Annotated in this window: 13 protein-coding genes; 9 read left to right on the top strand and 4 right to left on the bottom strand. The window is 73.0% G+C overall.

The window, feature by feature from the left end; translation table 11 throughout:
- Nucleotides 1-134: 134 nt before the first annotated feature.
- Nucleotides 135-935 carry an IclR family transcriptional regulator gene (locus K377_RS36005; protein ID WP_111667833.1) on the bottom strand — a complete coding sequence of 267 codons (801 nt, stop codon included), beginning with the start codon at nt 933-935 and terminating at the stop codon, nt 135-137.
- Between the two features lie 214 nt (nt 936-1149).
- Between K377_RS36005 and allB the strand changes: the two genes are divergently transcribed.
- The gene (gene allB, locus K377_RS36000) at nt 1150-2505 is read left to right on the top strand and encodes an allantoinase AllB (RefSeq protein ID WP_111667832.1); all 1356 of its coding nucleotides are present in this window, start codon (nt 1150-1152) and stop codon (nt 2503-2505) included.
- 5 nt (nt 2506-2510) lie between these two features.
- Nucleotides 2511-3638, top strand: coding sequence for an allantoicase (gene alc, locus K377_RS35995; RefSeq protein ID WP_111667851.1), 1128 nt, complete (start codon nt 2511-2513; stop codon nt 3636-3638).
- 51 nt (nt 3639-3689) lie between these two features.
- On the opposite strand, the gene K377_RS35990 is transcribed toward alc, so the two are convergent.
- Complete coding sequence (locus K377_RS35990; RefSeq protein WP_111667831.1) at nt 3690-4421, bottom strand: SDR family oxidoreductase; 732 nt, start codon at nt 4419-4421, stop codon at nt 3690-3692.
- A gap of 207 nt (nt 4422-4628) precedes the next feature.
- Between K377_RS35990 and K377_RS35985 the strand changes: the two genes are divergently transcribed.
- Both K377_RS35985 and K377_RS35980 read left to right on the top strand, forming a co-directional pair.
- Nucleotides 4629-5534: a DMT family transporter gene (locus tag K377_RS35985; RefSeq protein ID WP_111667830.1), complete on the top strand. Its 906-nt coding sequence runs from the start codon at nt 4629-4631 to the stop codon at nt 5532-5534.
- A gap of 63 nt (nt 5535-5597) precedes the next feature.
- Complete coding sequence (locus K377_RS35980; RefSeq protein ID WP_111667829.1) at nt 5598-6005, top strand: ribonuclease; 408 nt, start codon at nt 5598-5600, stop codon at nt 6003-6005.
- A 19-nt stretch (nt 6006-6024) separates the two neighbouring features.
- Here K377_RS35980 and K377_RS35975 read toward each other — a convergent pair whose 3' ends face one another.
- The gene (locus tag K377_RS35975; RefSeq protein ID WP_237551600.1) at nt 6025-6243 is read right to left on the bottom strand and encodes a hypothetical protein; all 219 of its coding nucleotides are present in this window, start codon (nt 6241-6243) and stop codon (nt 6025-6027) included.
- A 187-nt stretch (nt 6244-6430) separates the two neighbouring features.
- On the opposite strand from K377_RS35975, the gene K377_RS35970 reads away from it, so the two are divergent.
- The 4 genes from K377_RS35970 (at nt 6431) to K377_RS35955 (ending at nt 10969) form a co-directional block, all read left to right on the top strand.
- The gene (locus K377_RS35970; protein WP_237551607.1) at nt 6431-7699 is read left to right on the top strand and encodes a histidine kinase; all 1269 of its coding nucleotides are present in this window, start codon (nt 6431-6433) and stop codon (nt 7697-7699) included.
- A gap of 46 nt (nt 7700-7745) precedes the next feature.
- On the top strand, nt 7746-8411 hold the full coding sequence (locus K377_RS35965) for a response regulator transcription factor (RefSeq protein WP_111667828.1): 666 nt from the start codon (nt 7746-7748) through the stop codon (nt 8409-8411).
- A gap of 77 nt (nt 8412-8488) precedes the next feature.
- A complete protein-coding gene (locus tag K377_RS35960; RefSeq protein ID WP_111667827.1) occupies nt 8489-9718 on the top strand; it encodes an ROK family transcriptional regulator in 1230 nt (409 codons plus the stop codon).
- A gap of 57 nt (nt 9719-9775) precedes the next feature.
- Nucleotides 9776-10969: a cytochrome P450 gene (locus K377_RS35955; RefSeq protein ID WP_111667826.1), complete on the top strand. Its 1194-nt coding sequence runs from the start codon at nt 9776-9778 to the stop codon at nt 10967-10969.
- A 371-nt stretch (nt 10970-11340) separates the two neighbouring features.
- On the opposite strand, the gene K377_RS35950 is transcribed toward K377_RS35955, so the two are convergent.
- A complete protein-coding gene (locus tag K377_RS35950; RefSeq protein WP_111667825.1) occupies nt 11341-12348 on the bottom strand; it encodes a Gfo/Idh/MocA family oxidoreductase in 1008 nt (335 codons plus the stop codon).
- A gap of 138 nt (nt 12349-12486) precedes the next feature.
- On the opposite strand from K377_RS35950, the gene K377_RS35945 reads away from it, so the two are divergent.
- Entirely contained in the window at nt 12487-13251 is a 765-nt protein-coding gene (locus K377_RS35945) for a GntR family transcriptional regulator (protein ID WP_111667824.1), read from the top strand.
- Nucleotides 13252-13306 lie beyond the last annotated feature (55 nt).

Genomic DNA, 13306 nt, shown 5'->3' with positions numbered 1-13306 from the left:
GAAGAACGACCCAGGGGCGCGGGGAACTGCGCGAGAAGCGGCCACCGGGCCGCGGGCGAAGAACGACCCAGGGGCGCGGGGAACTGCGCGACCGGCCACGACGAAAGGCGCGCTCGGCGACGTACCCGTGACCCCTACGACGCGTTGCCGGAGCTGGCCAGTGCCGCCGAGAGTTCGCGGGCCACCTGCTGAAGCACCGGCACGATCTTCTCCGTCGCGGCATCGGTCACGCGCCCGGCCGGCCCGGAGATGGAGATGGCGGCGGCGGTCGGCGAGTCCGGCACGGAGACGGCGAGACACCGCACCCCGATCTCCTGCTCGTTGTCGTCGACGGCGTACCCGAGCCGTCGGACATCCTCCAGCGCGTCCAGGAAACCGTCCGGCGTAGTGATCGTCTTCTCGGTCGCGGCGGGCATCCCGGTCCGCCCCAGAAGCGAGCGCACCTCGTCCGCCGGGGTGTAGGCGAGCAGCGCCTTGCCCACCCCGGTCGAGTGCGGCAGCACGCGCCGCCCGACCTCGGTGAACATCCGCATCGAGTGCTTGGACGGCACCTGGGCGACGTACACGATCTCGTCGCCGTCGAGCAGCGCCATGTTCGCCGTCTCGCCGGTCTCCTCCACCAGACGGGCCAGATACGGCCGCGCCCACGTGCCGAGCAGCCGGGCCGCCGACTCGCCGAGCCGGATCAGGCGCGGGCCGAGCGCGTACCGGCGGTTGGGCTGCTGACGCACGTAACCGCAGGCGACCAGCGTGCGCATCAGCCGGTGGATCGTCGGCAGGGGCAGGCCGCTGCTGGCGGAGAGTTCGCTCAGGCCCACCTCGCCGCCGGCGTCGGCCATCCGCTCCAGGAGGTCGAAGGCGCGCTCCAGGGACTGGACACCGCCGCTGGGCGTGGCCTTGGCAGTGTCGGTGGTGCTGGCGTCGGACGTCGGCACGGCGCGTTCCTTTCGAGGACAAGCAGGCGATGGTGCAGCCTACCGAGCGATTCCCGACCGGTGATCTCTTGACCTCGAAGTTCGTCGGTAGCTACGTTCTGCCTACCGGAATCATAATTTCACTTTGTGGAAACGTCTAGAGCCTTGACGGTTCCCGAAGTCGGAGTGAAAACTCCTTCAACAGAACGTTGAACTCATGTACGGGAGGTCCAGGGTGTCGGACGTCGAAGTCGAACTGGTGCTGCGCTCGACCCGCGTCATCACCCCCGACGGTACGCGGCCCGCGTCGGTCGCGGTGGCCCAGGGGAAGATCGCCGCGGTGCTCGCGCACGACGCGGAGGTACCGGCGGGCGCCAGGATCGAGGACTTCGGCGACGACGTGCTGCTGCCCGGCATCGTCGACACGCACGTCCACGTGAACGACCCGGGGCGCACCGAGTGGGAGGGCTTCTGGACCGCCACCCGCGCGGCCGCGGCCGGCGGCATCACCACGCTCGTGGACATGCCGCTCAACTCCCTGCCGCCGACGACGACGGTCGACAACCTCCGGACGAAGAAGGAGGTGGCGGCGAGCAAGGCGCACATCGACGTCGGTTTCTGGGGCGGCGCGCTGCCCGACAACGTCAAGGACCTGCGCCCGCTGCACGACGCCGGCGTCTTCGGCTTCAAGTGCTTCCTGTCGCCGTCCGGCGTGGACGAGTTCCCGCACCTGAACGGCGAGCAGCTCACCGCCTCCATGGCCGAGATCGCCGGATTCGGCGGCCTGCTCATCGTGCACGCCGAGGACCCGCACGAGCTGGACGTCGCCCCGCACCACAGCGGCCCGAAGTACGACGACTACCTCGCCACCCGCCCCCGGGTCTCCGAGGACGTCGCGATCAAGGGGCTCATCGACACCGCGAAGCGGATCGGCGCCCGCATCCACATCCTGCACCTGTCCTCCTCCGACGCGCTGCCGCTGATCGCCGCCGCCAAGGCCGAGGGCGTCAAGGTCACCGTCGAGACCTGTCCGCACTACCTCACGCTCACCGCCGAGGAAGTCCCGGACGGCGCCAGCGAGTTCAAGTGCTGCCCGCCCATCCGCGAGGCCGCCAACCAGGACCTGCTGTGGCAGGCCCTCGCCGACGGCACCATCGACTGCATCGTCACCGACCACTCGCCGTCCACGGCCGACCTGAAGACCGACGACTTCGCCACCGCGTGGGGCGGCATCTCCGGTCTCCAGCTGAGCCTGTCGGCGATCTGGACCGCCGCCCGCTCCCGCGGCCACTCCCTGGAGGACGTGGTCCGCTGGATGTCCGAGCGGACCTCGGCCCTCGTCGGCCTCGACGACCGCAAGGGCGCCATCGCCGTCGGCCGCGACGCCGACTTCGCCGTCCTCGCCCCCGAGGAGACGTTCACCGTCGACCCGGCGGAGCTCCAGCACCGCAACCGCGTCACCGCGTACGCGGGCAAGACCCTGCACGGCGTCGTGAAGTCGACCTGGCTGCGCGGCGAACGCATCGTCGCCGACGGCGAGTTCACCGCCCCGCAGGGCAAGCTGCTCGTGCGCGACGAAAGGAACAAGTGACCACCATGTCCGCGAACTCCGGGATACCCAGCTTCACCGGCGACGCCAGCCCCTACGGCGGCGGCGACCCGTACGCCGACTACCGCACCGCGGACTTCCCCTTCACCCGGTACGTCGACCTCGCCGCGCGGGCGCTCGGCGCCGGAGTGATCGCCGCCAACGACGAGTTCTTCGCCCAGCGCGAGAACCTCCTCGTGCCCGGCCGCGCCGAGTTCGACCCGGAGCACTTCGGCCACAAGGGCAAGGTCATGGACGGCTGGGAGACCCGCCGTCGCCGCGGCACCGGCGCCGACCACCCGTGGCCCACCGCCGACGACCACGACTGGGCGCTCGTCCGGCTCGGCGCGCCCGGCGTGATCCGCGGCATCGTCGTCGACACCGCCCACTTCCGCGGCAACTACCCGCAGGCCGTCAGCGTCGAGGCCACTTCCGTGGCGGGCGCGCCCACCCCGGAGGAGCTGCTCGCCGACGACGTGAAGTGGACGACGCTCGTACCCCGTACGGCGGTCGGCGGCCACGCGGCGAACGGGTTCGCGGTCGACGCCGAGCAGCGCTTCACGCACCTGCGCGTCAACCAGCACCCCGACGGCGGCATCGCCCGCCTCCGTGTGTACGGCGAGGTCGTGCCGGACCCGAAGTGGCTCGCCACGCTCGGCACCTTCGACGTCGTCGCCCTGGCCAACGGCGGCCGCGCCGAGGACGCCTCGAACCTCTTCTACTCGCCCGCCTCCAACACCATCCAGCCGGGCTACTCCCGCAAGATGGACGACGGCTGGGAGACCCGGCGCCGCCGCGACCAGGGCAACGACTGGATCCGCTACCAGCTGGCCGCCCAGTCCGAGATCCGCGCCCTGGAGATCGACACGGCGTACCTGAAGGGCAACAGCGCCGGCTGGGCGTCCGTCTCCGTCCGCGACGGCGCGGAGGGCGACTGGGTCGAGGTGCTGCCCCGCACCCGCCTCCAGCCCGACACCAACCACCGGTTCGTGCTCGACGCCCCGGCGGTCGGCACGCACGCCCGGATCGACATCTACCCGGACGGCGGCATCTCCCGGCTGCGTCTCTTCGGCTCGCTGACCGAGCAGGGCACCGCCCAACTCGCCGCGCGGCACGCCGAGTCCGGCGCGCAGTAAGCAGTGCGGAGCGGTTGTGCGGGGCGCCGAAGCGCCCCGCACAACCGCTCGTCACGCGGCGTGCCCGCCGTCCACCGCCAGCTCCGTGCCCGTGACGTACGTGGCCGCCGGACCCGCCAAGTAGGCGACGGCGCCCGCCACTTCGTCCGCCGTGCCGAACCGGCCCAGCGCGGTCAGCTCCGTCTGGCCCGCCGCGTACGGGCCGTCCGCCGGGTTCATGTCGGTGTCCGTCGGGCCGGGGTGGACGATGTTCGCCGTGATCCCCCGGCCGCCCAACTCCCGTGCCAGCGCCTTCGTCAGTCCGGTCAGCGCCGACTTGCTCATCGCGTAGAGCGTGCCCCCGGGGCCCGGAACGCGCTGCGTCATGCAGGTGCCGATGGTGACGATCCGGCCGCCTTCTCCCATGGCCCGCGCCGCGGCCTGCGTGGCGAGGAAGACCCCGCGCACGTTCACCGCGAGCACCCGGTCGACGTCCGCGAGCCCGAGGCTCTCCAGCGGGCCGAGCACGCCCACGCCGACGTTGTTGACCAGCACGTCCACGCGGCCCAGTCGCTCGACGGTCCGCTCGACCGCCTCCGCCGCCTCACCGGCGTCCGCGGAGTCCGCCCGCAGGGCGAGCCCGCGCCGGCCCAGCGCCTCGATCCGCCGCACGACCTCCTCGGCGGCCTCCTTGCCCTGTACGTAGGTGAGGGCCACGTCGAATCCGTCCGCGGCCAGCCGCAGCGCCGTCGCCGCGCCGATCCCGCGCGAGCCGCCGGTCACCAGAGCCACCTTGCCGTTCATGTACGCCTCCGTAGCGAGCTGTTGTCGTGCTTCGAGTACAGCCGCGTACGGGAGCCGAAGCTGGCGGCAAACGGACGCCGAGACCGGCCGCTCCGACCGGCGGCGCGCGCGACCTCTGGTCAACGTGATCACGCCGTGGGTACGGTGAGCGGCCCCTCGCGCGAGCCGCCGACGTCTCCGCACGGACCCGCCCTCCCGGAGACCCCCTTGAGCAGCATCGCCCTGCCCGCGCCGCGCCCCCGTGCCTGGCTCACCGACGTCCCCGTGCTCGCCGTCGCCGTCGTCTGGGGCGCCAGCTATCTCGCAGCCAAGGGCGTCACCACCCAGTCGACGGTGCTCGCCGTCCTCGTCCTGCGCTTCGGCATCGTGCTGCCCGTCCTCGCGGGCGCGGGCCTGCGGGCGCTGCGCGCGCTGAGCGCCGCCCAGTGGCGCGGGGCCGGACTGCTCGGCCTGATCCTCAGCGGGATCTTCCTCCTGGAGACGTACGGGGTCGTGCACACCTCGGCGACCAACGCGGGCCTCATCATCAGCCTCACCATGATCTTCACGCCGCTCGCCGAGTCCGCGCTCACCAGGACCCGGCCGTCCCGTACGTTCCTGGCCGCGGCCGGCACCTCCGTCCTCGGCGTCGTCCTGCTCACCCAAGGGGGAGGTTTCACGTCACCCTCGACCGGTGATCTGCTGATGCTCCTCGCGGCCCTCGCCCGCACCGTGCACGTCCTCGCCATGGCCCGTATGCGCGCCGTGCGGGGCGCCGACGCGCTGCCGCTGACGACGGTCCAACTCGGCACCGCCGTCGTCGTGTTCGCCCTGCTCTGCGCGGCCCCCGGCACCGGCGCCGCCCCCTGGGACGCGGCGGCCGCCTTCGGGCCCGCCGACTGGGCCGGACTGCTCTTCCTGTCCGTCTGCTGCACGCTGTTCGCGTTCTTCGTGCAGATGTGGGCCGTACGCCGTACCTCCCCCTCCCGCGTGAGCCTGCTGCTCGGCACCGAACCCCTCTGGGCGGCCGCCGTCGGAATCACCCTGGGCGGCGAGAAGTTGGGCGTCATGGGCGTCGTGGGCGCGGTCCTCGTGCTGGCCGGAACCGGGTGGGGCCGCCGCTCTACAAGTTAACGGCCGGAAAACATGCGGCAGTTGGGATTGACGCGCGTAGCGCTACGCGCGTCAATTGAACGCATGAAGACCCCACGCTTCCTCAGTGCCGCAGCCATCGCCGCCGCTCTCCTCGTCGGCGGCCCCGCCACCGTCGCCGCCCAGGCCGCCCCCACGGCCGCCGTCTCCGTGCGCGCCGCCGCCTCGGTCGGCGACATCTGCTACTCCGACCTGCCCTCCCAGGCGCACGACACCCTGGACCTGATCGAGGCGGGCGGCCCGTTCCCGTACTCGCAGGACGGGACCGTGTTCCAGAACCGCGAGGGCGTCCTGCCGTCCCAGTCCACCGGCTACTACCACGAGTACACGGTCATCACCCCGGGCTCGTCCGACCGCGGCGCCCGCCGCATCGTCACCGGCGAGGCGAGCCAGGAGGACTACTACACGGCCGACCACTACGCCACGTTCGACCTGGTCGACCACTCCTGCTGAACCCGGCGCCGATCCCGGCCTAGGTTCCCTTCCGGCCGTCGGCGGCCGCGAACAGGGCGATCGCCAGCACCACCAGCGCGATGCTCCCGTACACCTCGCGGCCGTCGAGGAAGGGAACCCGGCCGATCAGGCCCCAGTCGAGGCGGCCGGTGAACCCGTGGATCAGGCCCATGGCGCCCTGGACCAGGGCGATCGTGCCGCAGATCTCCAGCACCGTCCGCAGTCGCTTGTCGTCCATGCCAGGAACTCTCGCCCCGCGGACCCCCCACTCGCATCGGCCGCGGGGCGAGGCCCGTCCGGCACAAGTCGCCGGACGTCCCGGCAGTCCGCGACCAAAGTCTTCCGTGGCCCGACTTCGGTCCCCGATCACCGTACGGAGCGGTGCGCGCCGCCCATCGTGCGTAGATTTGTCGACCATGGAGGCCATGCGGGACCAGCAGACGGCGGCGATCGCGGGACCGGCGGGTGAACCGTCACCGCGGTGGCGGCGCTGGCTGCCCTCGGCCGTCGCCGACGAACTCGACCTCGACTCCGACGGCCGCCCCGGCCGCAGACGGCGCACCGCCCGCGACTGGATCGTCGACTTCAGCTGCTTCCTCGTCGCCGTCTTCATCGGCCTGATCGGGGCCGAGCAGGTCTGGGACGATCCGCACACCCCCCAGGCCCTGGCCCTGCTCGACCAGGCGCTCGGCGCGCTCGCCTGCGCGGCGGTCTGGCTGCGCAGGCGCTGGCCGCTCGGCCTCGCCCTCGCGATGCTCCCGGTCGGCTTCCTGTCCAACAGCGCGGGCGGCGCCTCCATGATCGCGCTGTTCACCCTCGCCGTGCACCGCCCGTTCCGGTACATCGCCTGGGTCGGGGGCGCCAACCTCGTGCTCGTCCCGTTCTTCTTCTGGCTGCGGCCCGAACCCGACACGTCCTGGACGGCGGCGGTCACCTTCACCGTGATCATCACGATCGCCGCGGTCGGCTGGGGCATGTTCGTCCGCTCCCGGCGCCAGCTGCTGATGTCGCTGCGGGACCGGGCCGTACGCGCCGAGAACGAGGCGGCCCTGCGCGCCGAGAACGCCCAGCGGCTCGCCCGCGAGGCCATCGCCCGCGAGATGCACGACGTCCTCGCCCACCGGCTCACCCTGCTGAGCGTGCACGCGGGCGCCCTGGAGTTCCGGCCCGACGCGCCCCGGCCGGAGATCGCCCGGGCCGCCGGTGTCATCCGGGAGAGCGCCCACGAGGCGCTCCAGGACCTCCGCGAGATCATCGGCGTGCTGCGGGCCTCCGACCAGGCAGAGGAGTCGGGCCGCCCGCAGCCCACCCTCGTCGCCCTCGACACCCTGGTCGCCGAATCCCGCGAGGCCGGCATGTCCGTGACGCTCGACAACCGCGTCCCCGACCCCAAGGAAGTCCCCGCCTCCACCGGCCGCACCGCCTACCGCATCGCCCAGGAGGGCCTGACCAACGCCCGCAAGCACGCCCCCGGCGCCGAGGTCGCCGTCACGGTCACCGGCGAAGCGGGCGACGGGCTCACCATCGCCGTACGCAATCCGGCGCCGCCCGGCGACGTCCCGCACGTGCCCGGCTCGGGGCAGGGCCTGATCGGACTGACCGAGCGGGCGACCCTCGCGGGCGGCCGGCTCGACCACGGACCGGCCGCCGACGGCGGCTTCCTGCTGCGCGCCTGGCTGCCGTGGAACGGCTGACCCGGCCGCGCACCGGGGACCAAGGCACGTGACTACGGTGGGGCCTATGAAAGCGATCCGGTTGCTGCTCGTCGACGACGACCCCCTGGTCCGCTCGGGCCTGCGGCTCATGCTGGGCGGCGCCGACGACGTCGAGATCGTCGGCGAGGCGGCCGACGGCGAGGCGGCGCTGACGCTCGCCGGCACACTCCGGCCCGACGTCGTCCTCATGGACATCCGGATGCCGGTCCTCGACGGTCTCGCCGCCACCGAGCGGCTGCGGGCCCGCGAGGACGCCCCGGAGATCGTCGTCCTCACCACCTTCCACGCCGACGAGCAGGTGCTGCGGGCCCTGCGCGCGGGCGCCGCCGGATTCGTGCTCAAGGACGCCTCGCCCGCCGACATCCTCGGCGCCGTGCGCAGCGTCGCGGCCGGTGACCCGGTCCTGTCGCCCGCCGTGACCCGCCAGCTGATGACGCACGCCGCCGCCTCCGGGCGCGAGGAGCGCACGGCCGCGGCCAGGGCCCGCATCGGCGAACTCGCCGAGCGGGAGCGCGAGGTCGCGATCGAGGTGGGCCGCGGCAAGTCCAACGCGCAGATCGCCGCGACCCTCTACATGAGCCTCCCCACGGTCAAGACCCACGTCTCACGCGTCATGACCAAGCTCGATCTCGACAACCGCGTACAGATCGCGCTGCTCGTCCACGACGCCGGGCTGCTCGACGAAGCCTGAACCGGGACACGGCCGGGGTAAATTCACACCGTGATCGAAGAGCTGGGTGCTGTTGGGTGAAGGGGCGGGAGCCAGGGATGGCAGGACCACGTCGGCGTACGGTGCGCGATCTGCGCCGCAACAACCGGGCGACCGTACTGAGCAAGCTCTACTTCGAGGGACCGCTCAGCAGACAGGAACTGGGCCCGCTGACGGCCCTCAGCTCGGGCTCCATCAGCAATGTGGTCTCCGAACTGGTCGCCGACGGCCTCGTCGAGGAGGCCGGCTCCGTGGACTCCGACGGCGGCCGCCCGCGCACCCTGCTGCGCGTCGCGCCCGGCAGCGGCCACCTGGCCGGTGTGGACGTCGGCGAGACCCGGGTCCGGGTGGAGCTCTTCGACCTCTCCCTGAAAGAACTCGCGCGCGTGGAGGCCCCGCTCCCGGACGGACGCTACGACGCCGAGGGCGTGGTGGCGCTCATCGCGGACGGGCTGACCCGGGTCATCGCCGAGGCGTCCGCCGCCCCCGCCTCGCTCATCGGCGTCGGCATCGGCGTGCCCGGCATCGTCGACGCCTCCGGCGCCGAGGGCGCCGTGGTGCACGGCCAGACCATCGGCTGGGACGCCGTCCCGCTGGAGGCCATGCTGCGCGCGCAGGGCGAACTCCTCGCCGAACTGCCCCTGTTCGTCGACAACGGCGCCAAGACGCTCGGCCGCGCCGAGATGTGGTTCGGCGCGGGCCGCGGCGCCCGCAACGCCGTGATAGCGCTCATCGGCTCCGGCGTCGGCGCCTGCGTCATCGCCGACGGCGTGCCCTACCAGGGCTCCTCGTCCAGCGCGGGGGAGTGGGGCCACACCGTGCTCCAGGTCGGCGGGCGCGAGTGCCGGTGCGGCGCGCGCGGCTGCCTGGAGGCGTACGTCGGCGCGGAGGCGCTGCTCGAACGGTGGCGGGAGACCGGCGGCAGCTGGTCGTCCCCGGACGAGGAGGGCGCCCTCGCCGAACTCCTCGAAGACCCCTCCGCCACGGGCGTGCTGGACGAGACGGCCGAGTTCCTCGGCGCGGGCATCGCCGACCTCGTGAACCTCTTCAACCCCGAGCGGATCGTCGTCGGCGGCTGGGCGGGCCTGCTGCTCGGCCCGCGCCTGATCGAGCCTGTGCGCCGCGCAGCCGCCGCGTACGCCCTGCGGCACCCCCTCGCGCAGACCACCGTGGAACTGGGCCGGCTCGGCCCGGACGCCGTCACCGTCGGCGCGGCGACGCTGCCGCTCGCCCGGTTCCTGGAGAAGGGCGGCACCTGGCGGGAACCTCTCGTGAGCGGCGCGAGTTGAAAGAGGTACGGAGCCGGGGGGCGGGCTGATCGCTTCAGCGAGCGGAGGGCACGGGGCATGACCGAGATCGTCGACCTGAACGAGTACAGCGAGTACGCGGACGGGGGCCGCGCGGGGTTCTACGCCGACCCGTACCCCGTGTACGAGAAGCTGCGGGCCCGCGGCCCGGTCCACCACGTGCGCACGCCGGGCCCCGGTCCGGCCGAGGAGCTGTGGCTGATCGTGGGGCACGACGCGGCGCGCGCCGCGTTCACCGACCCGCGGCTGGCCAAGACACCGCCGTGGGACATGGCGGACGACCTCATCGGCCCGCACCTGCTGTTCGCGGACCCGCCGGAGCACGGCAGGCTGCGCTCGCTCGTCACCCGCGAGTTCACCCCCGGCCGGGTGGCGGCGCTCGCCCCGCGCATCCAGAAGATCACCGACGAACTGCTCGACGACATGGTGCCGCGCGGCTCCGCCGACCTGATCGCGGCCCTCGCCTTCCCGCTGCCCTTCGTCGTCATCTGCGAGCTGCTCGGCGTGCTCGACATCGACCGCGACCGGTTCCGCCGGATGTCGACCCAGGTGGTGGCGCCGACCTCCGACGAGGAGGCGTACGCCGCCCATGTCGAGATCGCCGGATTCCTGGACGAGCTGATCGAGGACAAGCGGTGCGCGGCCCCCGCCGACGACCTGCTCAGCGCGCTGATCCGCACGACGGCGGAGGACGGCGACCGGCTGTCCCCGGCCGAGCTGCGCGGCATGGCCTTCCTGCTCCTCGTCGCCGGTCACGAGACGACGGTCAACCTGATCGGCAACGGAGTCCGCGCCCTCCTCGACCACCCCGATCAACTGGCCGCGCTGCGCGCCGACATGAGCCTCCTCGACGGCGCCGTGGAGGAGATGCTGCGCTACGACGGCCCGGTCGAGACCGCCACCCACCGCTTCGCGGCCGAGCCGGTCGAGATCGGCGGCACCGTGATCCCCGCGGGCGACCCCGTCCTGATCGCGATCGGCGACGCCGACCGCGACCCGGCCCGCTTCCCCGCCCCCGACCGCTTCGACATCCGCCGCGCGCCCCGCGGCCACCTCGCCTTCGGCCACGGCATCCACTACTGCCTCGGCGCCCCGCTGGCCCGCCTGGAGGGCCGCATCGCGCTCCGCTCACTCCTGGAGCGCTGCCCGGACCTGTCCCTGGACGGCACCCCGGACACCTGGCTCCCGGGCCTCCTGATGCGCGGCGTCCGCACACTCCGAGTCCGCTGGTAGCCCCCGCCCCCGTCCCCGGGACTCCGCCCCGGCCCCCGCTCCTCAAACGCCGGAGGGGCTTATCGGGACAGGCCCCACCGCACAGGTACGCCACGTCAGGGGCGCCCCCAGGTCGTTCGTCACGTGCGGGCCGGTGGTCGCTTCTCGCGCGCGGGGAACGGCCACCGGCCCGCACACAAACGAACCACCCAGGGGCGCGGGGAACGGCGCGGGAAGCGGCCACCGACCGGCGGACGAAGTACTACCCAGGGGCGCGGGGAACTGCGCAAAAAGCGGCCACCGGCGCGCACACGAACGAACCACCCAGGGGCGCGGGGAACTGCGCGACCAGCCCCCACCCCCCCGCACTCGGCAACGACCGAGAAGCCCCCTCACCGCCCCCCGGCAATCTCGGCAACCCGCACCACCCGCCGCTCCCGCCGCGACACCTCACACGCCTCAGCCACCCGCAGCGCCGCCAACGCCTCCCACCCGTCACACGGATTCTCCCGAGCCCCGCGCACCACATCCACGAACGCCTTCAGCTCGGCCTCGTACGCGGGCGCGAACCGCTCCAGGAAGCCCGGCCAGGGCTTGTCGGCGGCAGGCGGCCCCGACGGCTCGGTCGACGCGACCGGCGTACGGTCGTCGAGCCCGACCACGACCGTGTCCCGCTCCCCGGACAGCTCCATCCGCACGTCGTACCCGGCGCCGTTGCACCGCGTGGCCGTGGCGGTGGCCAGGGTGCCGTCGTCGAGGGTGAGGACGACCGCCGCGGTGTCCACGTCACCGGCCTCCCGGAACATGTCCGGCCCCGCGTCCGACCCGGCCGCGTACACCTCGACGACCTCCCGCCCGGTCACCCAGCGCAGCGCGTCGAAGTCGTGTACGAGGCAGTCCCGGTACAGGCCGCCGGACAGCGGCAGGTACGCGGCCGGCGGCGGCGCCGGGTCGGAGGTCATCGCCCGTACGGTGTGCAGCCGCCCGAGGCCGCCCGCGCGCACGGTCTCCCGTGCCTTTGTGTACCCGGCGTCGAAACGCCGCTGGAAGCCGAGCTGGAGCACCGTCCCGGCCGCCTCCACCTCGGCAAGGGCGGCCAGCGTCCCGGGCAGGTCGAGCGCGATCGGCTTCTCGCAGAAGACCGGCAGCCCGGCCCGCGCCGCCCGCCCGATCAGCTCGGCGTGCGCCGCCGTCGCCGCGGTGATGACCAGCGCGTCGACGCCCCAGGTGAACAGCTCGTCGACGCTCGGCGCCGCCGTCGCCCCGATCCGGTCGGCGAGGGCGACGGCCCGCTCCGGCGCCACATCGGTGACGACCAGCGAGCCCACCTCCCGGTACCGCTCCAGTACGCCCGCGTGGAAGGTGCCGATCCGGCCCGTACCGATGAGTCCGATGCGCATGCGTCCCAACGTGCCGTGCCGTCCAGATGCTGTCAATCCTTTGTCCTGACAAACCCCGGGCGGAGGGCGCGGTCTCTTTGTCCGGACAACCTGACTTCCGGACTTCCCGTCAACATCTCCCGCCGCTACGCTCGGCCCGTGGCCAAACCTGGAGCCGATCCCACCGTCCAGCTGGAGCTGAGCGTCGACCGAGGCAGCCCGGTCCCGCTCTACTTCCAGCTGTCCCAGCAGCTGGAGGCGGCGATCGAGCGCGGCGCGCTCACCCCCGGCAGCCTGCTCGGCAACGAGATCGAGCTGGCCGGCCGCCTCGGCCTGTCCCGGCCCACGGTCCGCCAGGCCATCCAGTCGCTGGTCGACAAGGGGCTGCTGGTGCGGCGCCGCGGCGTGGGGACCCAGGTCGTGCACAGCCAGGTCAAGCGCCCCCTCGAACTGAGCAGCCTCTACGACGACCTGGAGGCGGCGGGCCAGCGCCCCGCGACCCGGGTCCTCGGCAATGTCCTGGTGCCCGCGTCCGCCGAGGTGGCCGCGGCGCTCACGGTCGGCGAGGGCGAGCAGGTGCACCGCGTCGACCGGCTGCGCCTGGCCCACGGCGAGCCGGTCGCGTACCTGTGCAACCACCTGCCCACCGGGCTGCTGCCCCTGGACGACACACGCCTGGAGGCCACCGGCCTGTACCGGCTGATGCGGGCCGCCGGGATCACCCTGCACAGTGCCCGGCAGACCGTCGGGGCCCGGGCGGCCACCGCCGTCGAGGGCGAGCTGCTCGGCGAGCCGGAGGGGACGCCGCTGCTGACCATGCAGCGCACGACGTTCGACGACAAGGGCCGAGCGGTCGAGTTCGCCTCCCACATCTACCGGGCCTCGCGCTACTCCTTCGAGTTCCAACTCCTCGTACGCCCTTAGGAGTTGCGCCGAGCCGCGCCCATACCCGTACGAAGTCCTAATGTTCTGACAAAGT

It is taken from the genome of Streptomyces sp. PsTaAH-137 (genome assembly GCF_003259365.1).
Classification (GTDB): domain Bacteria; phylum Actinomycetota; class Actinomycetes; order Streptomycetales; family Streptomycetaceae; genus Streptomyces.
This window is presented reverse-complemented; position numbering and strand designations above follow the sequence as displayed.

Bases quoted from the DNA above. Each gene is read 5' to 3' on its own strand.
- alc (WP_111667851.1), top strand. From the start codon at position 2,511: ATGTCCGCGAACTCCGGGATACCCAGCTTCACCGGCGACGCCAGCCCC.
- K377_RS35990 (WP_111667831.1), bottom strand. From the start codon at position 4,421: ATGAACGGCAAGGTGGCTCTGGTGACCGGCGGCTCGCGCGGGATCGGC.
- K377_RS35980 (WP_111667829.1), top strand. From the start codon at position 5,598: ATGAAGACCCCACGCTTCCTCAGTGCCGCAGCCATCGCCGCCGCTCTC.
- K377_RS35975 (WP_237551600.1), bottom strand. From the start codon at position 6,243: ATGGACGACAAGCGACTGCGGACGGTGCTGGAGATCTGCGGCACGATC.
- K377_RS35970 (WP_237551607.1), top strand. From the start codon at position 6,431: ATGCGGGACCAGCAGACGGCGGCGATCGCGGGACCGGCGGGTGAACCG.
- K377_RS35965 (WP_111667828.1), top strand. From the start codon at position 7,746: ATGAAAGCGATCCGGTTGCTGCTCGTCGACGACGACCCCCTGGTCCGC.
- K377_RS35960 (WP_111667827.1), top strand. From the start codon at position 8,489: ATGGCAGGACCACGTCGGCGTACGGTGCGCGATCTGCGCCGCAACAAC.
- K377_RS35955 (WP_111667826.1), top strand. From the start codon at position 9,776: ATGACCGAGATCGTCGACCTGAACGAGTACAGCGAGTACGCGGACGGG.
- K377_RS35950 (WP_111667825.1), bottom strand. From the start codon at position 12,348: ATGCGCATCGGACTCATCGGTACGGGCCGGATCGGCACCTTCCACGCG.